This is a genomic window from Arthrobacter sp. NPDC092385, from assembly GCF_044755105.1.
Classification (GTDB): Bacteria; Actinomycetota; Actinomycetes; order Actinomycetales; family Micrococcaceae; genus Arthrobacter_D.
Genome location: NZ_JBIVQL010000002.1, coordinates 349,726 through 374,042, shown reverse-complemented (window position 1 = coordinate 374,042; position 24,317 = coordinate 349,726). Strand labels below are relative to the sequence as shown.

General features: G+C 68.3%; 19 protein-coding genes and 1 tRNA gene. 14 read left to right on the top strand and 6 right to left on the bottom strand.

Annotated features, from left to right (window positions below):
- Positions 1-70: 70 nt before the first annotated feature.
- The 3 genes from ACIQCY_RS04900 to ACIQCY_RS04890 are packed head-to-tail and all read right to left on the bottom strand — an operon-like array spanning position 71 to position 2,405.
- Positions 71-313, bottom strand: coding sequence for a PspC domain-containing protein (locus tag ACIQCY_RS04900; protein WP_400482754.1), 243 nt, complete (start codon positions 311-313; stop codon positions 71-73).
- 32 nt (positions 314-345) lie between these two features.
- Entirely contained in the window at positions 346-597 is a 252-nt protein-coding gene (locus tag ACIQCY_RS04895) for a hypothetical protein (RefSeq protein ID WP_400482753.1), read from the bottom strand.
- Entirely contained in the window at positions 594-2,405 is a 1,812-nt protein-coding gene (locus ACIQCY_RS04890) for a PspC domain-containing protein (protein WP_400482752.1), read from the bottom strand. Before ACIQCY_RS04890 ends, ACIQCY_RS04895 begins: the two co-directional genes overlap by 4 nt.
- A gap of 124 nt (positions 2,406-2,529) precedes the next feature.
- Between ACIQCY_RS04890 and ACIQCY_RS04885 the strand changes: the two genes are divergently transcribed.
- Positions 2,530-3,864 (top strand): PspC domain-containing protein, encoded by a 1,335-nt coding sequence (locus tag ACIQCY_RS04885; RefSeq protein ID WP_400482751.1) that lies wholly within the window; start codon positions 2,530-2,532, stop codon positions 3,862-3,864.
- A 72-nt stretch (positions 3,865-3,936) separates the two neighbouring features.
- The gene (locus ACIQCY_RS04880) at positions 3,937-4,617 is read left to right on the top strand and encodes a LuxR C-terminal-related transcriptional regulator (RefSeq protein WP_400482750.1); all 681 of its coding nucleotides are present in this window, start codon (positions 3,937-3,939) and stop codon (positions 4,615-4,617) included.
- A gap of 77 nt (positions 4,618-4,694) precedes the next feature.
- On the opposite strand, the gene ACIQCY_RS04875 is transcribed toward ACIQCY_RS04880, so the two are convergent.
- Entirely contained in the window at positions 4,695-5,930 is a 1,236-nt protein-coding gene (locus tag ACIQCY_RS04875) for a pyridoxal phosphate-dependent aminotransferase (protein ID WP_400482749.1), read from the bottom strand.
- Positions 5,931-6,177: 247 nt separating this feature from the next.
- Here ACIQCY_RS04875 and ACIQCY_RS04870 point away from each other — a divergent pair.
- The 7 genes from ACIQCY_RS04870 to rplL all read left to right on the top strand — a co-directional run bounded on the left by ACIQCY_RS04870 (position 6,178) and on the right by rplL (position 10,508).
- Positions 6,178-6,250: transfer RNA gene (locus ACIQCY_RS04870), tRNA-Trp, on the top strand.
- 154 nt (positions 6,251-6,404) lie between these two features.
- A complete protein-coding gene (gene secE, locus ACIQCY_RS04865) occupies positions 6,405-6,662 on the top strand; it encodes a preprotein translocase subunit SecE (protein ID WP_400482748.1) in 258 nt (85 codons plus the stop codon).
- A 102-nt stretch (positions 6,663-6,764) separates the two neighbouring features.
- Positions 6,765-7,703 carry a transcription termination/antitermination protein NusG gene (gene nusG, locus ACIQCY_RS04860; RefSeq protein WP_400482747.1) on the top strand — a complete coding sequence of 313 codons (939 nt, stop codon included), beginning with the start codon at positions 6,765-6,767 and terminating at the stop codon, positions 7,701-7,703.
- A gap of 122 nt (positions 7,704-7,825) precedes the next feature.
- Positions 7,826-8,257, top strand: coding sequence for a 50S ribosomal protein L11 (rplK, locus tag ACIQCY_RS04855; RefSeq protein ID WP_087030133.1), 432 nt, complete (start codon positions 7,826-7,828; stop codon positions 8,255-8,257).
- Positions 8,258-8,405: 148 nt separating this feature from the next.
- On the top strand, positions 8,406-9,110 hold the full coding sequence (gene rplA, locus ACIQCY_RS04850; RefSeq protein ID WP_400482746.1) for a 50S ribosomal protein L1: 705 nt from the start codon (positions 8,406-8,408) through the stop codon (positions 9,108-9,110).
- A gap of 359 nt (positions 9,111-9,469) precedes the next feature.
- Positions 9,470-10,069 carry a 50S ribosomal protein L10 gene (gene rplJ / locus ACIQCY_RS04845; protein WP_400482745.1) on the top strand — a complete coding sequence of 200 codons (600 nt, stop codon included), beginning with the start codon at positions 9,470-9,472 and terminating at the stop codon, positions 10,067-10,069.
- A gap of 58 nt (positions 10,070-10,127) precedes the next feature.
- Entirely contained in the window at positions 10,128-10,508 is a 381-nt protein-coding gene (gene rplL / locus ACIQCY_RS04840) for a 50S ribosomal protein L7/L12 (protein WP_400482744.1), read from the top strand.
- A gap of 109 nt (positions 10,509-10,617) precedes the next feature.
- On the opposite strand, the gene ACIQCY_RS04835 is transcribed toward rplL, so the two are convergent.
- Positions 10,618-11,817, bottom strand: a complete 1,200-nt coding sequence (locus tag ACIQCY_RS04835; RefSeq protein WP_400482743.1) for an acetyl-CoA C-acetyltransferase — start codon at positions 11,815-11,817, stop codon at positions 10,618-10,620.
- 83 nt (positions 11,818-11,900) lie between these two features.
- Positions 11,901-12,509 carry an isopentenyl-diphosphate Delta-isomerase gene (gene idi, locus ACIQCY_RS04830; RefSeq protein ID WP_400482742.1) on the bottom strand — a complete coding sequence of 203 codons (609 nt, stop codon included), beginning with the start codon at positions 12,507-12,509 and terminating at the stop codon, positions 11,901-11,903.
- 129 nt (positions 12,510-12,638) lie between these two features.
- Between idi and ACIQCY_RS04825 the strand changes: the two genes are divergently transcribed.
- The 5 genes from ACIQCY_RS04825 to ACIQCY_RS04805 all read left to right on the top strand — a co-directional run bounded on the left by ACIQCY_RS04825 (position 12,639) and on the right by ACIQCY_RS04805 (position 24,163).
- On the top strand, positions 12,639-13,700 hold the full coding sequence (locus ACIQCY_RS04825) for a polyprenyl synthetase family protein (protein ID WP_400482741.1): 1,062 nt from the start codon (positions 12,639-12,641) through the stop codon (positions 13,698-13,700).
- Complete coding sequence (locus tag ACIQCY_RS04820) at positions 13,701-14,600, top strand: phytoene/squalene synthase family protein (RefSeq protein ID WP_400482740.1); 900 nt, start codon at positions 13,701-13,703, stop codon at positions 14,598-14,600.
- A complete protein-coding gene (crtI, locus tag ACIQCY_RS04815; RefSeq protein ID WP_400482739.1) occupies positions 14,597-16,219 on the top strand; it encodes a phytoene desaturase family protein in 1,623 nt (540 codons plus the stop codon). The genes ACIQCY_RS04820 and crtI overlap by 4 nt, the downstream gene beginning before the upstream one ends.
- A gap of 346 nt (positions 16,220-16,565) precedes the next feature.
- The gene (gene rpoB, locus ACIQCY_RS04810; RefSeq protein WP_400482738.1) at positions 16,566-20,075 is read left to right on the top strand and encodes a DNA-directed RNA polymerase subunit beta; all 3,510 of its coding nucleotides are present in this window, start codon (positions 16,566-16,568) and stop codon (positions 20,073-20,075) included.
- Positions 20,076-20,269: 194 nt separating this feature from the next.
- Positions 20,270-24,163, top strand: coding sequence for a DNA-directed RNA polymerase subunit beta' (locus ACIQCY_RS04805; protein WP_400482737.1), 3,894 nt, complete (start codon positions 20,270-20,272; stop codon positions 24,161-24,163).
- The last annotated feature ends 154 nt before the right edge of the window (positions 24,164-24,317 follow it).

Sequence of the window (24,317 nt, the reverse complement as noted above, 5' to 3'; positions counted from 1 at the left end):
TGCAGGTCGCCCAGCAGGAAGGGGCACCCGCCGGCCCTGCGCGGATGCCCCTCCGGAACGTGCCGATGGCCTAGCGGCCGGTGAGGAGCTTCTCCAGGGCGATGCTGCCATCGGTCGTGGGCAGCAGGAGCCACAGCACCGCGTAGAGGGGCAGGCCGATGAACGGGAGGAGGAAGCTGAGGAGCATCGCGATGCGGACGTAGCCGACGCGCCAGCCGTACTGTGCGGCGATGCCCGAGGCGATACCGCCGAGGATTCCCCCGGGAGCACGCTTGATGGGGGATGAGCGAAGGATCCGGTAAAAGGACTGCATGGTGTGCCTTTCGGTTCGGGAGGTGGTGGAGCTCAGTATGCCGTCGTGTCGCGGGCGTCGTCCTGCTCCTCCGACGAGGGCCGGCTGCGGAGCGAGAGGATGCCGCCCGCGATCAGCGACAGCCCGACGCCGACGAGCAGTCCGAGGGCGACCACCACCGGATCGATCGACAGGGCGAAGAACTGGCCGAGGAGGATCAGGACGGCGACCGCGAGGATCCCGGCTCCCCAGACGACGGTGACGACGCGCGTCCTGCGCCTCCGTGCGGCTATCGAGGTACTCATGGGATGTCTCCTGTCGGGGTGGAGGTACTGGTCCGGGGGGTGAAGGAGCCGTCGGTGTCGGCTTCCGTGATGATCGAGACGTCGCTCAGGGCTCCCCGCACGTCCAGGATGAGCGCCGCCCCGGTCGCCTCGGGATTCAGGTCGCCGTTGCTCACCTGCAGGAGCCCGTCGTCGCTCTGGAAGACGGGAGGCGGGCCGTCGGCGCCGGTGGCGGCACCACGCGCGTCCGCGTCGCCCAGCGCCATGCGGGTCCGCACCTCGACGGGCACGTCCGCCGGCACGATCACCGTGACATCGCTGGCCAGGGAATTCACCGGCACCACCACATCCCGTGCCGGTGCGGGCAGATCGGTGAGGTCGATGGTGGTCTGTGCTGCCAGCACGCTGTACCCGCCGGATGCCGCACCGAGCGAGGCCGGCGTCGTCCTCGTGTCCTGTGCCACGATCCACGCTCCACCGACGACCGTGAAGGACGCCCCGAGTGCCCCGAGGGTCGCCAGGGCCGCCGTGAAGCCGACGAGGCCGGACGTGCGGCCCCGGGCCCCGAGTGCCACGATGCCGAGGGCGAGGACGATCGCGGCCGACGCCAGCGCGACGACGGCAGGGTTTGCGAGGTCGAGGACCGCCGCGTAGTCGAGGACGAGGAGGACCGCCGCCACGACGACCGCCCCGCCGATGAGGAGCGCCGTCACGGACCCGGAAGGCCGGGCGGGGCGCTCCGCTCGTGCCTTGGTCGCGCTCGCCGCCCGGCCGGGAAACGCCGGTCCCGTCAACGACGGCTCGGAGTAGGCGGACGGATAACCGGACCAGGTGTCCTGGCCCGGCCGGTAGGGCAGCGGGTAGGGCTCGGTCAGGGGGGCGGCCTGGTACGGCAGGGGAACCGTGCGGTGCGTGGACTCGTGCAGCAGGCCCGCGCCCCGTCCGTCATCGTCTCCGTCATCGTCGTCGTACCCGTCCGTGCCGGTTGCCGTACCGGCTGCCGGACCGGACGCCGCACTGGCTGTCGAACCGGTCGCCGTACTGGCTGCCGTACTGGCTGCCGGACCGGCAGCCGGACCGGAGGTCTGGTCCGCTCCACGACCCGACGCGGGTGCGTCGTGCCCGTCGTCGTTCCCGTCGTCGTGCCCGTCGGTGGGTCCGGCGTGCCCGTCAAGTCCGCCGACGGGCCCGTCGACGGGGCCGGTGGAACCCGGTCCGCCCGGCACGGGAGGTGCGGGTGGCGTGGCGGGCACGGACGGTGCAGGCCCGAACGGGGGCGTGGATCCGCCGCCGGGGCCGCCGAAGCCCTCGGGGCCGCCGGCAGGGCCGCCGGGGCGCGCCTGGCCGGCGGATCGGTTCACGATCCAGTAGACGAAGAGGACGACGGCGCCGATCCAGAACAGTGCCCAGAGGAGGCCGGCACCGCCCCCGCCGTCGCCCAGGAGGGGCAGGTTCGGGCGCCACAGGCCGATCGCCACGAGGGCTGCCGCCCCGGTCAGGCCGGAGGTCCACGAGCCGCGACCGGCCTGCTCGACGTGGATCCGTCCGTCGGGCTCGGGAAGCAGCGCCCAGGCGAGCCCGTAGAGCAGCACGCCGATGCCCCCGAAGACCGCCAGGACCACGATCAGTCCGCGCACGAGGGCCAGGTCGAGGCCCGTGCGGTGTGCGACACCGCCGGCGACCCCGCCCACCCAGCGATCGGGTGCCCTGGTGATGTCGAGGCCGCGGACCCAGCGGAAGAACGACGACGAGGCGGGACCTCCCGCCTGATGAGGTGCGGCCGGTTCATGCTGCCAGGACGGCCCGCCTGGTGTTGGTGCTGATGTCATGCCTCCATCCTTCCGCCGGCCCGCGGGGCAGGCTATCGGGGCCTACCCTGATTGAACCCTGAGAGCTCCCTGATTCTGCTCGGGGAGCGCCGCCGAGCCCCCGGCCGCGTGCTTTGCTGAGGGCATGAGACCCCCGCTGCTGCGCAGATCCGACGGCGTGATCGCCGGGGTCTGTGCGGGACTCGCCGTGCACCTCGGCATCAAGCCCGCCTGGGTCCGCATCGGCATGGCCGTGCTGACCCTGGCCTCCGGCGCGGGCGTCCTGCTGTATGCGTGGCTCTGGATCTTCGTCCCCACGGCGGCAGACAGGGCGGCCCAGGCAGGCCGGCAGACGGGCCCCGCGGCGTTCATGCAGGACGTCGGCACGGGGCCACCGCTCGACGCCGCCCCGCCGGACGGCGGTGCGGTCCGGACCACGCGGGTCCTCCGCGATCCCACCGGCCCGCGGACGGCAGGACCGGTCGATCCGGACGCCTGGCGCGAGCGCGCCATGCGGGCCGGGCGGCGGGAGGTCCTCTTCGGCTCGGTGCTGCTGCTCGCGGCGGCCGTGCTCGTGGTGCAGCTGCTCGGGGTCCACATCAACTGGGGCTTCCTCATCCCGATCGCCGTCGTGCTGACGGGCGCGGCGCTCGCCTGGTCCCAGCTCGACGACGTGCGGCGGGCGAGGGTCATGGACAGCGCCGGTGCCGGGCGGGCAGGCGGGACACTCCGCCTCCTCGCGGGCATCGTGCTCGTCGTCGCTGGCGTCCTGGTGGCGCTCTCCAGCAGCGGCTCCTGGACGCTGACCATGGCGACCCTCGTCGCCGTCCTCGCCGTCCTGGCCGGCGTCGTCCTGGTGCTCGCGCCTTGGGGGCTGAAGTTCTGGCGCGACCTCGAGGCCGAGCGGGCGGCCCGCGTGCGGGAGACGGAGCGCGCGGAGATCGCGGCGCACCTGCACGATTCGGTCCTGCAGACGCTCGCCCTCATCCAGAACCGGGCGGACTCCGAGACGGACGTGCTGCGCCTGGCCCGGGCGCAGGAGCGCGAACTGCGCCAGTGGCTGTTCGCCGACCCCGCGCGTGATCCCGGCAGCCTCGCCGAGCGCCTGCGCCTGATGGCGGGGGAGATCGAGGACCTGTACGGGCATCCGGTCTCCGTCGTCGCCGTCGGGGATGCCGTCCTGGGGCCGGCGGAGGACGCCCTGGCGCAGGCAGCGAGGGAGGCGATGCTGAATGCGGCGAAGCACGCGGGGGTGGCCGTGTCCGTGTACCTCGAGGCCGGGCCCGACGCCGTGGAGGTGTTCGTCCGGGACAGGGGTGGCGGGTTCGATCCGGCCGCCGTCCCGACCGATCGGGCCGGCATCCGCGAATCCATCCACAGCAGGATGCTGCGCCACGGCGGGTCCTCGGAACTGCGCAGCGACGCGGACGGGACCGAGGTTCGGCTGCGGCTGCCCGTGCCCGCCGCACGCGACGCCTAGGCTGGCGGGAGCGCACAGCCGCAGGACGACAGCACCGGATGAAGCACAGGCCGGCCGGCGAAAGGAAGATACGTGGACAGCGAGAACGTACCTACGGAGCGAACGGAGCCCGGAACCGTGTCCGTGGTCATCGTCGACGACCACGGCATCTTCCGCTCCGGTCTCCGGGCAGCGCTCGGGCCCGTGATCCGCGTCCTCGGCGAAGCGGCGACGGTCGAGGAGGCGGAGGCCGTCATCAGCGCTACCGGGCCCGACGTCGTCCTGCTCGACGTGCACCTGCCGGGTGGCCGCGGCGGCGGTGGGGCGGAGGTCATCCACCGCTGCGCGAAGCGCGGGACGACGTCCCGGTTCCTGGCGTTGAGCGTCTCCGACTCCGCCGAGGACGTCGTCGCCGTGATCCGGGCGGGCGCACGGGGCTATGTCACGAAGACCATCTCCGGCCCCGAGATCACCGACGCGGTGCAGCGCATCGCCTCCGGTGACGCCGTGTTCTCCCCGCGGCTCGCCGGATTCGTGCTGGACGCGTTCGGAACCGCCTCCGTCGCGGTCGACGACGAACTGGACCGCCTGTCGGCACGCGAACTGGAGGTCATGAGGCTCATCGCGCGGGGCTACAGCTACAAGGAGACGGCGAAGGAACTGTTCATCTCGGTGAAGACCATCGAGACGCACGTGTCCGCCGTGCTCCGGAAACTGCAGCTCTCCTCGCGCCACGAACTCACGCGCTGGGCCACGGAGCGCAAGCTGCTCTGAGCCGTCCTGCCTGTCCTGCCCGTGTTGCGGGCGCCGCAGCCGGGGAGTCGGGTCCTGCCCGGCCCGCGGGAACGCAGCTAGCGTGCGGAGCCCAGGAACTCCTGCAGGCGGCCCACGCCGGTGGCCAGGTCCTCGTCGCCCAAGGCGTAGGACAGGCGCAGGTAGCCGCTGGGGCCGAACGCCTCACCGGGGACGACGGCCACCTCGACCTTCTCGAGGATCAGCGCGGCGAGTTCGGCCGACGTCGCCGGGGTGGCGCCGTCGAAGCTGCGGCCGAGCAGGGCACGTACGTCCGCGTAGGCGTAGAACGCCCCGTGGGGCGTGGGGCACTCGACGCCCTCGATCCCGTTGAGCGCGGAGACCATGGCACGACGGCGGCGGTCGAACGCCACCTTCATCTCGTCCACGGCCGTCAGCGGCCCCGAGACGGCCGCCAGGGCCGCCATCTGCGGAACGTTCGAGACGTTCGACGTCGCGTGCGACTGGAGGTTCGTGGCGGCCTTGACCAGGTCCTTCGGTCCGACCATCCACCCCACGCGCCAGCCGGTCATGGCATAGGTCTTCGCGACGCCGTTGAGGATGACCACCTTGTCGCCGAGCGACGGGGCTGCCGTCGCGATCGACGTGAAGGGGACGCCGTCGTACGTCAGGTGCTCGTAGATCTCGTCGGTGACGACCCAGAGGCCTCGGGCAGCGGCCCATTCGCCGATCTCGCGCACGGCATCGGCGCCGTACACCGCCCCGGTGGGGTTGGAGGGCGAGACGAACAGCAGCACCTTGGTGCGCGGCGTCAGTGCCGCCTCGAGCTGGTCCAGGGTCACGAGGTAGCCCTGCTCCGGGCCCGCGAACACCTCGACGGGTACGCCGCCCGCGAGCCTGATGGCCTCGGGGTAGGTGGTCCAGAACGGTGTCGGCACCAGCACCTCGTCCCCCGGATCGAGGAGGGAGGCGAAGGACTCGTAGACGGCCTGCTTGCCGCCGTTCGTCACGAGCACCTGTGCCGGGTCCACCGCGTAGCCGGAATCACGCAGGGTCTTCTCGGCGATCGCCTGCTTCAGTTCCGGCAGGCCCCCGGCGGGGGAGTAGCGGTGGAACCGGGGCTGCCGTGCCGCGGCGATAGCCGCCTCGACGATGTAGTCCGGCGTCGGGAAGTCCGGCTCGCCCGCGCCGAAGCCGATGACCGGCCGGCCCGCAGCCTTGAGTGCCTTCGCCTTGGCATCGACGGCCAGCGTCGCGGACTCCGCGATCGAGCCGATCCGCCGGGAGATCCGGGGAAGGGCTGCGCGGATGGAGTCGTCGGTCGTCGCGTTCATCGGGTCCCGTTCCGTGAGGGTCTTCTGTCGGTTTCCAGCTTAGGTGGTGGCACCTGCCCGAAGCCGATTCGGAGGGCGGCGGCGCTGTCACGCACCGCGCGGCGTAAGCCGCGAGCCGGGGCCCGGTCCGTCCGGTTCGACGTTCCGGCGGGTATTGCGTAGACTTGTTCCTCGGTGTTGAAACACCATGATGGTTCGTGCCCTCGCAGGGCCGTCCGGAGTGGAAGCTGTACCGGTTCAAAACCAAAGGGTAGTGGCGCAATTGGTAGCGCAGCGGTCTCCAAAACCGCAGGTTGCAGGTTCGAGTCCTGTCTGCCCTGCGCGTGGCCTTCGCCGGACAACGGCGAAGGCCCGGCAGAAACAGATCACGAAGCCCCGGCGCAGGCACAGGCCCCGCGCGGCGGTAAACATGATCAGCTGGGGGCGCCACTGGTGGTCCGGCTGGGAACACCACACAGATTGATGAGGTTGACGGTGACCGATACGGCTGCGAGCAGCTCCAAGGGAAGCCCCTCCGAGAAGAAGGCCCCCGAGCGCGGGTTCTTCGGACGCATCATGCTGTTCATCCGCCAGGTCTTCGCGGAACTGGGGAAGGTCGTCACGCCCACCCGCCGCGAACTGGTCAGGTTCACCATCACCGTCCTCGTCTTCGTGGTCATCATGATGCTCCTCGTGACCGCCCTGGACCTCCTGTTCGGGGCCGGCGCGGTGTGGGTCTTCGGCGACAGCTGACGCTGTCCCGCGGAATGCACGTTCCGGCACGTTCGTTGTGGTGTCGGGTGAGTACAGGCAAGCAAGAGAACTTTCGAAGAATGTCAGAAAGCAGGCGGCTAGGTGTCCGAGCAAGAACTCGAACGGCAGATCACTCCCGAAGATGGTCTGGAGAACGAGGAGTACGGAACGGAGGCGGACGTGGAAGCCTCCGACCTCGACGTGCCTGCTGACGACTCCGACGTGGCCGACTACCCCGCGGACACCGATGTCGCCGCCGAGGACGGACTCCTCGCGGACGACGCCGAAGAGGCCGTGGACGCCGACTCCGAAGAGGCCGTAGACGCGGACGACGACGCCGACATCGAGGCCACTGCCGCGGACGCCGTCGACGAGGCCGCGTCCTCGGACGCCGACGAGGCCGGCACCGAGGACGCTCCCGCGGAGGAGGCTCCCGCCGAGGACCCCGTCGCTGCGTTCAAGGCCAAGCTCCGCCGGCAGGAGGGTGACTGGTACGTCATCCACTCCTACGCCGGTTACGAGAACCGCGTGAAGGCGAACCTCGAGACCCGCATCCAGACGCTGGACATGGAAGATTACATCTTCGAGATCCAGGTGCCGATGGAAGAGGTCGTGGAGATCAAGAACACCACGCGGAAGATCGTCAACCGCGTGCGCATCCCCGGCTACGTGCTGGTCCGCATGGAACTCACCGACGAGTCCTGGGGCGCCGTACGCCACACCCCGGGGGTTACCGGCTTCGTGGGCAACGCCCACAACCCGGTGCCGCTGAGCCTCAACGAGGTGTTCTCGATGCTCGAGCACACCATCGTCCACACGGACGCGGAGTCGGGCAAGCCTGTCCAGCCGCAGTTCACCCCCGCCACGGTCAACTTCGAGGTCGGCGAGTCCGTCACGGTGAACGAGGGCCCCTTCGAGACCCTCCCGGCGACGATCTCCGAGATCAAGCACGAGTCCCAGCAGCTCGTGGTGCTCGTCTCGATCTTCGAGCGCGAGACCCCCGTCACGCTCTCGTACAGCCAGGTCACCAAGATCCAGTAAAGCTTCGACGCCTCCCGGCGTGCTTGGCCGGGAGGTGCCGTTCGGCCATCACGCCATGATGGCCACCACCCCGCAGGACGCTCCTGTCCCGCGGGAACGCAATGCAAGAGAAGGACCCTTTCATGGCCCCCAAGAAAAAGGTCACCGGACTCATCAAGCTGCAGATCAATGCAGGTGCCGCCAACCCGGCTCCTCCCATCGGTCCCGCGCTCGGCCAGCACGGTGTCAACATCATGGAATTCTGCAAGGCATACAACGCCGCAACCGAATCCCAGCGCGGAAACGTCATCCCCGTGGAGATCACGGTGTACGAGGACCGCTCGTTCACCTTCATCACCAAGACCCCTCCGGCAGCCGAGCTGATCAAGAAGGCAGCCGGCGTCGCCAAGGGATCGGGCACGCCCCACACGGTGAAGGTCGCCAAGCTGACCAACGCCCAGGTCGAAGAGATCGCCACCATGAAGATGGAAGACCTCAACGCCAACGACGTCCAGGCAGCCGCGAAGATCATCGCCGGCACCGCCCGCTCCATGGGTATCACCGTCGAGGGCTGACACCCTTCCCCGTCGCTCCGTCCGGCACTGCCGGGCAGGGCACACCACCAATTTCACAGCACGACGACGCCGCACCCCGCGGACGACGGCGTGAGTGGCAGGGCCCAGCGCGGTCCGCAGACCACGACTGCATAAGGAGAACAAGCAGATGGCACAGCGCAGCAAAGCATACAAGGGAGCTGCCGCGAAGATCGAGGCGGACAAGCAGTACGCCCCCCTCGAAGCGGTAGTCCTCGCGAAGGAGACCAACCCTTCCAAGTTCGACGCCACGGTCGAGGTGTCCTTCCGTCTCGGAGTGGACCCCCGCAAGGCGGACCAGATGGTCCGTGGCACCGTGAACCTTCCCCACGGCACCGGCAAGACCGCCCGTGTCCTGGTCTTCGCGACCGGCGAGAAGGCAGAGGCGGCCATCGCGGCCGGCGCTGACTTCGTCGGTTCCGACGACATGATCGAGAAGGTCTCCGGCGGCTGGACCGACTTCGACGCCGCCGTCGCGACCCCTGACCTCATGGGCAAGGTGGGACGCCTCGGAAAGATCCTCGGCCCCCGCAACCTGATGCCGAACCCGAAGACCGGCACGGTCACGGCGGACGTCGCCAAGGCTGTCACCGACATCAAGGGTGGCAAGATCGACTTCCGCGTGGACAAGCACTCGAACCTCCACTTCATCATCGGCAAGGTGTCCTTCGACGAGCAGAAGCTGGGCGAGAACTACGCCGCTGCACTCGAGGAGATCCTCCGACTGAAGCCTTCGGCTTCGAAGGGCCGCTACATCCAGAAGGCAACGGTCTCGACCACCTTCGGTCCCGGCATCTCCGTCGACCCGAACGTCACCAAGGTCTTCACCGTCTAGGTGAGCGCCTGAAGAAGCCCCGCGGCACGTGCTGCGGGGCTTCTTCGTCTTAACGCTCCACCGGCCGGACCGGGGCTGCGAGTGGTGCCGCCGGGCCGATTTGGCGGCACGCCGCGCGTCCCGTAGGCTTGGAGTACCAAAGACCGTCGGTCGGTCCACCTCCACTTTCTTCTAGCGCACCCGTGTGCTGGCAGGAAGAAGGACAAGGATCCGAAAGTTCCCGTGAGGGACGGCCTACGCAGGTGAACGAAGCTCCTCTCCACCGGCTCACGCCCGTGTCGAGCAAAGCCCCGTGCATCTGCGCGGGGCGTTTTTTATTGGAGCCGGAAGGCCGACGCACATTCCCCGGAAGGAGGGTTATGGCAACGCCAACAAAGGTTTCTGCAGTGGATGAGATCACCACCGATTTCAAGGATTCCACCGCCGCTGTCCTGACCGAATACCGCGGGCTCACCGTTGCTCAGCTCAAGGAACTGCGCCGTGCACTTGGCACGGACAACAAGTTCTCGGTCGTCAAGAACACCCTGACCGGCATCGCGGCGAAGGAAGCGGGCATCGACGCGTTCGATGGCCAGCTCTCCGGACCCACCGCGATCGCCTTCATCAAGGGTGACGCCGTCGCTGCTGCCAAGAGCCTCACGGATTTCGCGAAAGCCAACCCGAAGCTCGTCATCAAGACTGGAATCTTCGAGGGCAAGGCCCTCGACGCCTCCGAGGTCGTTGCCCTGGCAGCCCTCGAGTCGCGCGAACTCCAGCTCGCCCGGGTGGCAGGTGTCCTCAAGGCACCGATGTCCGCCCTGGCACGCACCGTCGATGCGCTGCGCATCAAGCTCGAGGAAGAAAGCGGCGCTGCACCTGCAGCCGACGCTGACGCTCCTGCTGCCGAGGAAGCCGCTGCTCCCGCAGAAGCTGCCGCGGAGGCTCCCGCCGAGGAAGCCGCAGCAACCGAAGCGAACTAGTTTCACTTCGATCCACACACTGAAGGTGCCCTGCACCACTAAAGGAAGGACGCCTCCCATGGCGAAGCTCACCAACGAAGAGCTCATTGAAGCTTTCAAGGAACTGTCCATCATTGAACTCTCGGACTTCGTAAAGCTGTTCGAGGAGACCTTCGATGTCACCGCTGCCGCAGTTGCAGTAGCAGGCCCCGCCGGTGGCGGAGCCGGCGACGCCGCCGAAGAGGAGCAGACCGCGTTCGACGTCGTCCTCGAGGCTGCCGGCGATAAGAAGATCGCAGTGATCAAGGAAGTTCGCGCGCTCACCTCGCTGGGCCTGAAGGAAGCCAAGGACGTTGTCGACAGCGCCCCCAAGGCCGTCCTCGAGGGTGTCACCAAGGAAGCCGCAGAGAAGGCCAAGGAGGCCCTCGAGGCCGCCGGCGCCACCGTCACCCTCAAGTAGCACCCGCTGCTCCGCGTCCCGGCTCACGCCGGGACCGCCGCAGGACGAAAGAGCCCCGCTTCATTCGAAGCGGGGCTCTTTCATGTTGGAGGCCGGAGCCCGATCGAGCTCAGCGCCAGAGCAGCAGGGCCTCGCCCTGGCCTCCGCCTCCGCAGAGGCTCACGGCGGACCTGCCCGCGCCGCGCCGGGCGAGTTCCATCGCGGCGTGGAGGGCCAGGCGGGCGCCCGATGCGCCGATCGGGTGGCCCAGCGCGATGGCCCCTCCGTGGATGTTGCACTGCTCCAGCGGATAGTCGAGGTCCTTGAGGGACTGGCAGGCCACGGATCCGAACGCCTCGTTGATCTCGATGAAGTCGAGGTCGGTGGCGTCCCACCCGGCGCGGTCGAGTGCCTGCCGGATGGCGGCGGACGGCTGGGAGTGGAGGGTGTTGTCCGGTCCTGCGACCTGGCCGGGCCTGCCCACGGCGGCGAGCACGGGAAGGCCGGCCTGCTCGGCGTGCGCGCGCGTGGTGAGCACGAGTGCCGCGGCGCCGTCGGACAGCGGTGAGGAGTTGCCCGCCGTGATCGCGCCGTCCGGATGGAACGCCGGCCGCAGCCGGGCGAGGGACTCGACGGTCGTCGTCGGGCGGATGCCCTCGTCGGTGGTGAGGACGACGTCGTCGCCCTTCCGCTGCCGGACGGCCACCGGGACGATCTCCTGAAGGAGGACGCCGCTGTCGGTGGCGGCCGCCGCGCGCTGGTGGGACGCAGCGGCCACCGAGTCCTGGGCCGTCCGGTCGATCTCGAGGCGGATGTTGCCGCGCTCTGTCGAGGCTCCCATCGACTCGTCGTCGAAGGCGTCGGTGAGGCCGTCGTGCGCCACCGAGTCGAGGGCGGAGATGGAGCCGTAGTTCCAGCCCTGGCGTGCACCCGGGAGCAGATGGGGGCCCCGCGTCATGGACTCCTGGCCGCCGGCCACCACGACCCGGGCCTCACCGCTGCGGATCAGGCGGGCGGCGTCGATGACGGCCGTCAGTCCGGAGAGGCAGACCTTGTTCAGGGTGACGGCAGGAACGGTCCACGGGATGCCTGCCTTCACGGCCGACTGCCGCGCCGGGTTCTGGCCGCAGCCGGCCTGGACCACGTGGCCCATGATGACGGCGTCGACCGTCGCGGCGTCGACACCGGCGCGCTCGAGGGCGCCTGCGATGGCGAGCGCGCCGAGTTCGACGGCGGTGAAGGAGGCGAGTTGTCCGTTGAGGCGTCCGAGGGGTGTGCGGGCGCCGCCGACGATCACGACGTCGTCGGGGGTTGGCGTGGGTGTCGCCATGGCGAGACTCTCTTTCATCGTTGAAATGGTGCCGCTACCAGATTAGGGCGTGTGCGCCTCGCCCTCGCCCGAGACCCGGGAACTCAGGAGCCGCCCCGCGGGCCCGGCCCGTCCGCGCCCTCCGGGTACAGCAGGGGCAGCTGGAGCGTGAGCCAGGGGCTGAACGCCCACGGAGTCGCGGTGACGGCGCGCACGAGTTCGGCGGCGTCCACCCACCGGAAGTCCATGACCTCCTCGGGCAGGGGAGCCACGTCGCTGTCCGCGAGGGCGGTGTAGACGGGGCAGATCTCGTTCTCGACGATCCCGGAGGCGTCCACCGCCCGGTAGCGGAAGTCGGGAAGCGCGGGCGTGATGTCCCGGACGGTGAACCCGAGCTCCTGGCGGGCACGGCGCCGCACGGCATCCTCGAACGGCTCACCCGGGGCGGGGTGGCCGCAGAACGAGTTGGTCCAGACACCGGGCCAGGCCTTCTTGCCGAGCGCACGGCGCGTGACCAGGATGCGGCCCTCGCCGTCGAACACGTGGGTGGAGAAGGCCAGGTGGAGGGGAGTGTCGAGCGTATGGACGGTGGCCTTCTCCTGGGTGCCCAGCGGCGTGCCGTCCTCCGCGAGCAGCACCACCACCTCGGCCTCCGGCGCCGCACCACTGCTGTCGGCGCTGCCCGGCCGAAGGGTTCCTGCTTCGCTCGCCATGGTGGCTCTCTTTTCGCTGATCGTCCGCTCGGTGCGCGGGGCTCGCCGCGGCCGTCCGGCTGGCCCGGCTGCAGCCGCTCCCATGTTTCGTCAAGGGCGGCTCATCCGTTGTTTACTTTACCTATGGACATGGACACTCTGCTGGTCGAGCCCGCCGGGCTCGAGGAGGTGGAGGGTGCCCTCGGCCGGTTCTTCGAGGAGTCCAAGATCCGCGCGGCGAAGATCGGGCCCGGTTACCACGCGCTGTGGGAGACCCTCGAACGGTGCACCGCCGGCGGGAAACGCTTCCGGCCCCGCCTGGTGATGTCCGCATACCAGGTGCTCGGTGGCAGGGACCTCGACAACGCGGCCGGGCTCGGCGCGGCCTTCGAACTGCTGCACACGGCCCTGATCGTGCACGACGACGTGATCGACCGTGACTTCGTCCGGCGCGGCATCCCGAACGTCTCCGGCCGGTACCGGAGCATCGCCGAGGCCGCCGGAGCCTCACCCGAAGGCGCGCAGCACGTCGGCTTCTCCGCAGGAGTGGTCGCCGGGGACCTCGCGCTGTCCAACGCCTACCGGCTCCTCGAGCGCGTCGAGGCGCCGGCCACCGTCCGGCGCCGCCTGAGCGAGATCCTCGACGAGGCCGTTTTCGCCTCCGCAGCGGGGGAGTTCCTCGACATCGAGACCTCGCTCAGCCCCACCATGCCCTCGCTGGAGGACATCGTGCACATGGCGCGGCTGAAGACCTCCGTCTACTCCTTCGAAGGGCCCCTGCAGGCCGGCGCCGTCCTCGCGGGAGCGGAGGAGGAGGTGATCGACCGGCTCGGCGACTTCGGGCGCGACGCCGGTATCGCCTACCAGATCGCCGACGACCTGCTGGGTGTCTTCGGCAACGAGACGCGGACGGGCAAGACGAACTGGGGGGACCTCCGCGAAGGCAAGCGCACGGCCCTGATGTCCTACGTCGCCGCGCGCCCGGAATGGGACAGGATCTCGTCACTCGTCGGGAGTCCCGGCATGTCCGCCGCGGACGCGGACTACGTCCGGCGCATCCTGGTGGACAGCGGAGCCAGGGACTACTCCGCGGACCTGGCGGCGGAGTACGCGTCGCGGGCCCGCACCCACCTCGAGTCCGGCGGCATGCCGACGGCCCTGCGGTCCGCCCTCGAACCCGTGGTGACCGCCGTCGTGGACCGGGTGCGCTGAATGGGCGTGGAGGATTCGCTCGCGCGGTACAACGCGGCAGCCCTGAAGACCTCGGCGGAGGTGATCCGCTGCTACTCGACGTCCTTCGGGATGGCCTCGCGCATCCTCGACCGCACCACGCGCAGTTCCATCGAGGCGGTGTACGCGCTCGTGCGCGTGGCGGACGAGGTGGTCGACGGGGCCGCCGCCGGGGCCGGTCTCACGGCTTCCGGGGTGGAGCGGATGCTGGACGACCTCGAGCGCGAGACGGAGGCGGCGATGGCCACGGGCTACAGCACCAATCTCGTGGTGCACGCGTTCGCGGTCACGGCGCGGACCACCGGCATCGACACCGATCTCACGCGGCCGTTCTTCGCCTCCATGCGCGCGGACATCACGCAGAGCGAGCACACGCAGGAGTCCTTCGACCGGTACGTCTACGGGTCCGCGGAGGTCGTCGGCCTCATGTGCCTGCGGGCCTTCCTGGTGGGCAGGCCGGTGACGGCGGAGGAAGACGCCGTCCTCGTGGACGGCGCACGCCACCTGGGCGCAGCCTTCCAGAAGATCAATTTCCTGCGTGACCTCGCCGAGGACTTCTCCACCCTGGGCCGCAGCTACTTCCCCGGCGTCCGGCCGGGGAGCTTCACCGAGGCGGACAAGATCCGGCTGCTGGACGACATCGACGAGGACCTGAGGATCTCGGCCGCCTCGCTCCCGGGCCTGCCGCCGACGCCGCGCCGCGCCGTCGCACTGGCGCAGGGACTCTTCACCGAACTCGCCGTGCGGCTGCGGAGCACACCGGCCGAGGAGCTCCTCCGGGCCCGGATCCGGGTTCCGAACCCGGTCAAGTTCCGCATCCTGGCGAAAGCCTTCACCGGTCGCGCGGTACCGGAACTCGCCGCGCAGGAGAGGACGGCATGACCGCAGGCCAGAGTGAGCGCGCACGGGTGGGCGCCAGGAACGTCGTCGTGATCGGAGGCGGGATCGGCGGTCTCGCGACCGCGGCCCTGCTGGCGAAGGAAGGACACCGCGTCACCCTGCTGGAGAAGCGTGGCCAGGTCGGTGGCCGTGCCGGCTCCTGGGAACAGGACGGTTTTCGCTTCGACACGGGCCCCTCCTGGTACCTGATGCCCGAGGTGATCGACCATTTCTTCAGGCTGATGGGGACGAGCGCCGCCGAGCAGCTCGAGCTCGTGAAGCTCGATCCCGGCTACCGCGTGGTCTTCGAGGAGGGGTTCGACACCGTCGACGTGCCCGCGGACCGCGAGGCCGTGACCAAACTCTTCGAATCGCTCGAGGCCGGCGCCGGGGACCAGCTCTCGAAGTATCTCGACTCCGCCGAGGACGCCTACGAGATCGCCAAGAAGCGCTTCCTCTACTCGACCTTCCAGTCCTTCCTGCCGTTCTTCCGCCCGGACGTCCTTCGGCGCCTCCCGAGGATCGGCTCGCTCCTCCTGGAGCCGCTGCAGTCCTTCGTGGAGAAGCGCTTCAAGGATCCGCGCATCCAGCAGATCCTCGGCTACCCGGCCGTGTTCCTGGGCAGCTCTCCCTTCGAGGCCCCGAGCATGTACCACCTGATGAGCCACCTCGACCTCGACGACGGCGTGCTCTACCCCATGGGCGGCTTCACGACCCTCATCGAGGCCATGGAGCGCGTGGCGACCGCTGCGGGCGTCGAGATCCGCACCGGGGCCGACGTCGTCTCGATCGACACGGAGGCACGGACGCCCGGACGCTCGCCCCTCGATCGCCGGGCGGCGACGGTGCGGGCCGTCACCTACCGCTCGGGTGGGACGACGACGTCGGTGGACGCCGACATCGTCGTCTCCGCCGCGGACCTGCACCACACCGAGACCACCCTGCTGCCGGGTGCGCTGCAGACCTACCCGGAGAAGTACTGGCAGAAGCGCGTCCCCGGGCCGAGCGCCCTGCTGCTGTACCTGGGGGTGAAGGGCGCACTGCCGCAGCTCGAGCACCACACCCTGCTGTTCACCACCGACTGGCGGGACAACTTCGGGCGTATCTTCGGCAAGGAGACCTCCGTGCCCTCACCGGCGTCGCTCTACGTCTGCCGTCCCAGCGCGACCGACGGCTCCGTGGCACCCGAGGGCCACGAGAACGTCTTCGTCCTCGTGCCCATCCCGGCGGACGTCACCATCGGCAAGGGCGGCCTCGAGCGCGGGGGAGACGCGCGCGTCGAGGAACTCGCCGACGCGGTGATCGGCCAGATCGCCGAGTGGGCGGGCATCCCGGACCTCGCCGAACGCATCGTGGTGCGCCGCAGCTACGGCCCCCAGGACTTCGCGGACGACCTCAACGCGTGGCGGGGCACCTCCCTGGGGCCGGCGCACATCCTGAAGCAGAGCGCGTTCTTCCGGGGCTCCAACCGCAGTGCCAAGGTGGGGAACCTGTTCTACGCGGGCAGCTCGACGGTCCCGGGGATCGGGATCCCGATGTGCCTGATCAGCGCCGAACTCATCGTCAAGCGCCTGCGCGGCGATACCAGCACGGGGCCGCTGCCGGAGCCCGCGGCCGGTTAGCGCGGCCGGTTAGCGCGGCCGCGGGCGCCGCGATCCGAACAACACCTCCTCGCTCCCCGGCAGGCGCGGCGCGCTTGACGCACGAGGGGGAGAGGGGCTATTGGACTTTCCATGACCCATGCCGTAGTGTAGGTCTTTGCGTCTTCCCTCTAAACCCTGCTTGATACACAAAGCGGTAGCCTTCATATAGCGGTGGGCTTTCTTCTGCTCTCGTCGTTTAACCTGGCCCCACGGTTGGGATGCACGCGAGCAGATCCGGTGAGCACTGAGATCCCCGCAGCATACTGCGGTGGCGGTGCTGAGGCGAATGCGCTGACAAGCCTGACGGTCTGTGGAAGGATCCCTCTTGGTCGCCCCGAGCACCTCTAATAATGCAACCGCTACCAGCCAGGTCGACGCCGACGGCGCCGCACCCCGGCTCTCATTCGCAAAGATTCACGAACCGCTTGACGTTCCCAATCTTCTCGCCCTCCAGACGGACAGCTTCGACTGGCTCGTCGGCAACGAGCGCTGGAAGGCCCGCGTTGAGGAAGCGCTGGAGAAGGGACTGCAGGGTGTAGCCACGACCTCCGGTCTGGCAGACATCTTCGAGGAGATCTCCCCGATCGAGGACTTCCAGGGCACCATGTCCCTGAGCTTCTCCGAGCCCGAGTTCGCAGACCCCAAGTACACGATGGCCGAGTGCAAGGATCGCGACGCGACCTACTCCGCCCCGCTGTACGTCAAGGCCGAGTTCATGAACAACAACACGGGCGAGATCAAGCAGCAGACCGTGTTCATGGGTGACTTCCCCCTCATGACCGACAAGGGCACCTTCGTCATCAACGGCACCGAGCGTGTCGTCGTGTCGCAGCTGGTCCGCTCGCCGGGCGCCTACTTCGAGCGCACCGCCGACAAGACCAGCGACAAGGACATCTTCAGCGCGAAGATCATCCCGTCCCGCGGTGCCTGGTTCGAGCTCGAGATCGACAAGCGCGACCAGGTCGGCGTCCGCCTCGACCGCAAGCGCAAGCAGTCGGTCACGGTGCTCCTCAAGGCCCTCGGCTGGACCGAAGGCCAGATCCTGGAGGAGTTCGGCCAGTACGACTCCATCCGCGCCACCATGGAGAAGGACGCGACGGAGACCCGCGAGGACGCCCTCCTTGACATCTACCGCAAGCTGCGCCCGGGCGAGCCCCCCACGGTCGAGGCTGCCCAGACACTCCTGGACAACCTGTACTTCAACCCGAAGCGCTACGACCTCGCCAAGGTCGGCCGGTACAAGATCAACCGCAAGCTCGGTATCGACAAGGACCTCACGGACTCCGACGCCTCGGTGCTGAACATCAACGACATCGTCGCGATGATCAAGTTCCTGGTCGCGCTGCACGCCGGCGACAAGACCCTCGGCGGCAAGCGTGACGGCGGCGACGTCGAACTCCGCGTCGAGGTCGACGACATCGACCACTTCGGCAACCGCCGCATCCGCGCCGTGGGCGAGCTCATCGAGAACCAGGTCCGCACCGGCCTGTCCCGCATGGAGCGCGTCGTCCGCGAACGGATGACCACCCAGGACGTCGAGGCGATCACGCCGCAGACCCTGATCAACATCCGCCCCGTCGTCGCCGCGATCAAGGAGTTCTTCGGGACCTCCCAGCTCTCGCAGTTCATGGACCAGAACAACCCGCTCGCCGGACTGACGCACAAGCGCCGCCTGTCCGCGCTGGGCCCGGGTGGTCTGTCCCGTGACCGTGCAGGCATGGAAGTCCGTGACGTCCACCCGTCGCACTACGGACGCATGTGCCCCATCGAGACCCCTGAAGGCCCGAACATCGGCCTCATCGGTTCGCTCGCCTCGTACGGCCGCATCAACGCCTTCGGCTTCATCGAGACCCCGTACCGCAAGGTCGTCGACGGCATCGTGACCGACCAGATCGACTACCTCACCGCGGACGACGAGGTGGAGCGCCTCATCGCCCAGGCGAACGCGCCCCTCAGTGAGCAGAACACGTTCATCGAGGACATGGTCCTCGTCCGTACCCGTGGAGGTTCCGGCGAGCCCGTGCTCGTCGAGCCCACCGAGGTCGAGTACATGGACGTCTCCCCGCGCCAGATGGTGTCCGTCGCCACCGCGATGATCCCGTTCCTGGAGCACGACGACGCGAACCGCGCCCTCATGGGTGCGAACATGCAGCGCCAGGCCGTGCCCCTGCTCCGTTCCGAGCGTCCCCTCGTGGGCACCGGCATGGAGAAGAACGCGGCCGTCGACGCCGGTGACGCCGTCACCGCGAACAAGGCGGGCGTGGTCAAGGAGGTGTCGGCCGACCTGGTCAGCATCCTCAACGACGACGGCACCGAGACGAACTACCCGATCATGAAGTTCGCCCGCTCGAACCAGGGCAACGCGTACAACCAGCGCGTCCTGGTCTCCGAGGGCGACCGCGTCGAGTACAACACGATCATCGCCGACGGTCCGTCCACGGACCAGGGTGAGCTCGCACTGGGCAAGAACATGCTCGTCGCGTTCATGTCCTGGGAGGGCCACAACTTCGAGGACGCGATCATTTTGTCGCAGCGCATCGTCTCCGACGATGTCCTGACGTCGATCCACATCGAGGAGCACGAAGTCGATGCCCGCGACACCAAGCTCGGTGCCGAGGAGATCACGCGTGACATCCCGAACGTCTCCGAAGAGGTCCTCGGCGCGCTCGACGAGCGCGGCATCATCCACATCGGTGCCGAGGTCGAAGCTGGCGACATCCTCGTCGGCCGCGTCACCCCCAAGGGTGAGACGGAGCTGACCCCGGAGGAGCGCCTGCTGCGCGCCATCTTCGGCGAGAAGAGCCGCGAAGTCCGCGACACCTCGCTGAAGGTCCCCCACGGTGAGTCGGGTACGGTCATCGGTGTCCGCATCTTCGATCGCGACAACGACGACGAGCTGCCCCCGGGCGTCAACCAGCTCGTCCGCGTGTACGTGGCGCAGAAGCGCAAGATCACGGACGGCGACAAGCTCGCAGGCCGCCACGGCAACAAGGGCGTCATCTCCAAGATCCTCCCGATCGAGGACATGCCCTTCATGGAGGACGGCACGCCCGTCGACATCGTCCTGAACCCGCTCGGTGTCCCCGGCCGCATGAACGTCGGCCAGGTCCTCGAGATCCACCTCGGCTGGGCAGCCAAGCAGGGCTGGAAGATCGAGGGTGAGCCCGAGTGGATGAAGAACCTCCCGAACCTTCCCCGGGAGATCTCCTCGACCACCGTCGCGACCCCCGTGTTCGACGGCGCCACCGAGGACGAGATCGTCGGCCTGCTCGGCTCCACGAACGTCACCCGCGACGGACAGCGCCTCATCGGCGAGTCCGGCAAGGCGCGCCTGTTCGACGGCCGCTCCGGCGAGCCGTTCCCGGACCCGATCTCGGTCGGCTACATGTACATCCTGAAGCTCCACCACCTGGTGGACGACAAGATCCACGCGCGCTCCACCGGCCCGTACTCGATGATCACGCAGCAGCCGCTGGGTGGTAAGGCACAGTTCGGCGGCCAGCGCTTCGGCGAGATGGAAGTGTGGGCCCTCGAGGCCTACGGTGCGGCCTACACGCTGCAGGAACTCCTGACCATCAAGTCGGACGACATCCACGGACGCGTCAAGGTGTACGAGGCCATCGTCAAGGGCGAGAACATCCCCGAGCCGGGCGTTCCCGAGTCCTTCAAGGTCCTCATCAAGGAAATGCAGTCGCTCTGCCTGAACGTGGAAGTCCTCTCCACCGACGGCACCACGATTGAAATGCGTGACTCGGATGAAGAAGTCTTCCGGGCCGCGGAGGAACTGGGCATCGACCTCTCACGGGCCGAGCCGAGTTCTGTCGAAGAGGTCTAGGCGACATCCGGATCCTGTCTGGTCCGGCGCCTGGAGGAAGGCGGCTTTAATATTTCGGAGGCCGCCCGCGGCCGAGGAAATTTCGTTGCCGCCGTTCCAGGCGCCGGGCCGGACACCCGGCACCCGCCCAGCACTCTTCGCCGCACCCCATAAGACTTCAAGAATTTAGAGAACAAAGAGAGAACAGGGACCCTATGTCCAGCGAATCCTCCTTCGGCCTCATGCGAATCGGCCTTGCCACCGCGGACGAAATCCGCGGCTGGTCTTACGGCGAGGTCAAGAAGCCGGAAACCATCAACTACCGCACGCTCAAGCCCGAGAAGGACGGCCTCTTCTGCGAGAAGATCTTCGGCCCTTCCCGTGACTGGGAGTGCTACTGCGGCAAGTACAAGCGCGTGCGCTTCAAGGGCATCATCTGTGAGCGCTGCGGCGTCGAGGTGACCCGCGCCAAGGTGCGCCGCGAGCGCATGGGCCACATCGAGCTTGCTGCTCCCGTCACGCACATCTGGTACTTCAAGGGCGTCCCCTCACGCCTGGGCTACCTCCTCGACCTGGCGCCGAAGGACCTCGAGAAGGTCATCTACTTCGCCGCCTACATGATCACCGCGGTCGACGAGGAGAACCGCCACGCCGAACTGCCGAACCTCCAGGCCGAGCACGACCTCGAGAAGAAGCAGATGACGGACCAGCGCGACTCCGACATCGCCACGATCGCCAAGGACCTCGAGGACGAGCTCGCCCGCCTCGAGGGAGAGGGCGCCAAGGCTGCCGACAAGAAGAAGGCACGCGACTCGGCCGACCGCCAGATGGCGAACGTCCGCAAGCGCGCAGACGCCGACATCGAGCGTCTGGTCCAGGTGTGGGAGCGCTTCAAGACCCTGAAGGTCGCCGACCTCGAGGGTGACGAAGGCCTCTACCGCGAACTGCGCGACCGCTACGGCCTGTACTTCGAGGGCTCCATGGGCGCCGAGGCGATCAAGAAGCGCCTCGAGAACTTCGACATGCCCGCCGAGGCAGAGATGCTGCGCGACATCATCCAGAATGGCAAGGGCCAGCGGAAGACGCGTGCCCTGAAGCGCCTCAAGGTGGTCAACGCGTTCCTGACGACCACGAACAGCCCCCTGGGCATGGTCCTCGACGCCGTGCCGGTGATCCCGCCGGAACTGCGCCCGATGGTCCAGCTCGACGGTGGCCGCTTCGCGACGTCCGACCTCAACGACCTGTACCGCCGCGTCATCAACCGCAACAACCGCCTGAAGCGCCTGCTCGACCTCGGAGCTCCCGAGATCATCGTGAACAACGAGAAGCGCATGCTCCAGGAAGCCGTCGACTCCCTTTTCGACAACGGTCGTCGCGGCCGTCCGGTCACCGGACCGGGCAACCGTCCCCTGAAGTCCCTCTCGGACATGCTCAAGGGCAAGCAGGGTCGTTTCCGCCAGAACCTCCTCGGCAAGCGCGTCGACTACTCGGGCCGTTCGGTCATCGTGGTCGGCCCGCAGCTGAAGCTGCACCAGTGTGGTCTGCCCAAGCAGATGGCCCTGGAGCTCTTCAAGCCGTTCGTGATGAAGCGCCTGGTGGACCTCAACCACGCGCAGAACATCAAGAGCGCCAAGCGCATGGTCGAGCGTTACCGCCCCCAGGTGTGGGACGTCCTCGAGGAGATCATCACCGAGCACCCCGTGCTGCTGAACCGTGCACCCACCCTGCACCGCCTCGGCATCCAGGCGTTCGAGCCGCAGCTCGTCGAAGGCAAGGCACTCCAGCTGCACCCGCTGGTCTGCGGTGCGTTCAACGCGGACTTCGACGGCGACCAGATGGCAGTCCACCTGCCGCTGAGCCCCGAGGCCCAGGCGGAGGCGCGCATCCTGATGCTCTCCTCGAACAACATCCTGAAGCCGTCGGACGGCCGTCCGGTCACCCTGCCCTCGCAGGACATGATCATCGGCCTGCACCACCTCACCACCAAGCGTGAGGGAAGTGCCGGCGAAGGCCGCGTCTTCACCAGCGTCGCCGAGGCGATCATGGCGTTCGACATGGGCTCGCTCCACCTCAACTCGGTGGCGCGGATCCGCGTGGACAACTTCGTGCCCAGTGCCGACATCGCTGCTCCCGAAGGCTGGGAGCCGGGGACGCCTGCGCTGATCGAGACCTCGCTCGGACAGGTGCTCTTCAACGAGACGCTTCCCCTGGACTACCCCTGGGTGGAGAAGGTCGCCGACAAGGGCCAGCTCTCGACGATCGTCAACGACCTGGCGGAGCGCTACCCGAAGGTGGTCACGGCGGCGACGCTGGACAACTTGAAGGACGCCGGTTTCTACTGGGCCACCCGCTCGGGCGTCACCGTCGCCATCTCCGACATCTCCGCGCCGATCAACAAGGCCGGGATCATGGAGGGCTACGAGACGCAGGCCGCCAAGGTCCAGTCGCAGTTCGACAAGGGCCTGATCGCCGACGAGGAGCGCCGCCAGGAGCTCATCGACATCTGGAACAAGGCCACCAACGAGGTCGCCGCGTCCATGCGTGCCGCGATGCCGAAGGACAACACCATCAACCGCATGGTGTCCTCCGGTGCCCGTGGTAACTGGCTGCAGGTCCGCCAGATCGCCGGTATCCGTGGCCTCGTGGCCAACCCGAAGGGTGAGATCATCCCTCGTCCGATCAAGTCCTCGTACCGCGAGGGCCTGTCGGTCCTGGAGTACTTCATCGCCACGCACGGTGCCCGTAAGGGCCTCGCCGACACCGCCCTGCGTACGGCCAACTCGGGTTACCTGACCCGTCGCCTGGTCGACGTCTCGCAGGACGTGATCGTCCGCGAGGACGACTGCGGTACCGAGCGCGGCCTGAAGGTCACCATCGCCGTGCCGAACGCCGACGGCGAGCTCGTGCTGCACGAAGAGGTCGAGAACTCGGCGTACGCCCGTACGCTGGCCACCGACGTCGTCGACTCCAAGGGCCAGGTGCTCGCTGCCGCGGGCTCCGACGTCGGAGACGTGCTCATCGGTGAACTGTTCGAGGCCGGCATCGCCGACATCAAGGTCCGCTCCGTGCTCACCTGTGAGTCCAGCGTCGGAACCTGTGCCCTCTGCTACGGCCGTTCGCTCGCGACCGGCAAGACCGTGGACATCGGAGAGGCTGTCGGCATCATCGCCGCGCAGTCCATCGGTGAGCCGGGCACGCAGCTGACCATGCGTACCTTCCACACCGGTGGTGTCGCATCGGCGGAGGACATCACCCAGGGTCTGCCCCGTATCCAGGAGCTGTTCGAGGCGCGTACCCCCAAGGGTGTCGCCCCGATCTCCGAGGTCGCAGGGCGGGTCACCATCGAAGATGCCGAGAAGCAGCTCCGCCTGGTGGTCACCCCCGACGACGGCTCCGAGGAGATCGCGTACCCGGTCCTGCGCCGTGCACGCCTCCTGGTCTCCGACGGCGACCACGTCGAGGTCGGGCAGCAGCTCGTCTTCGGTGCGGTCGACCCGAAGCAGATCCTGCGTATCCTCGGCCCCCGCAAGGCCCAGGAGTTCCTGGTGGACGAAGTCCAGCGCGTGTACCGCAGCCAGGGTGTGGGCATCCACGACAAGCACGTGGAGGTCATCGTCCGGCAGATGCTGCGCCGCGTCACCGTGATCGAGTCCGGCGAGTCGGACCTGCTCCCGGGTGAGCTGGCGGAGCGTCGCCGCTTCGAGGACGAGAACCGCCGCGTGGTATCCGAGGGCAAGAAGCCGGCATCCGGCCGTCCCGAGCTCATGGGTATCACCAAGGCGTCGCTCGCCACCGAGTCGTGGCTGTCGGCCGCTTCCTTCCAGGAGACCACGCGTGTCCTCACGCAGGCCGCCATGGAAGGCAAGAGCGATCCGCTGCTCGGCCTCAAGGAGAACGTCATCATCGGTAAGCTCATCCCGGCCGGCACCGGCCTGGACCGCTACACGAAGGTCACGGTCGAACCCACCGAGGAAGCCAAGGCGAACCTCTTCACCGGTCCGAGCGCGTTCAGCGACTTCGACTACGCCGGTGTCGAGGGCGGCCTGAGCCCCGAGTTCCACGCGATCCCGCTGGACGACTACGACATGGGTAACAGCGACTTCCGCTGATCCTGAGCGTCACAAGGAGAGGCCCCGGACCATCTGGTCCGGGGCCTCTCCCGTCCCTGCCCGGCTGCCCTACCACGTGGGGGAGGAGACGGGGCGAAAGGCCACCGCCGATCTCTGGTAGACTGGACCTCAATTGTTTGTGTGGCAGAGGATC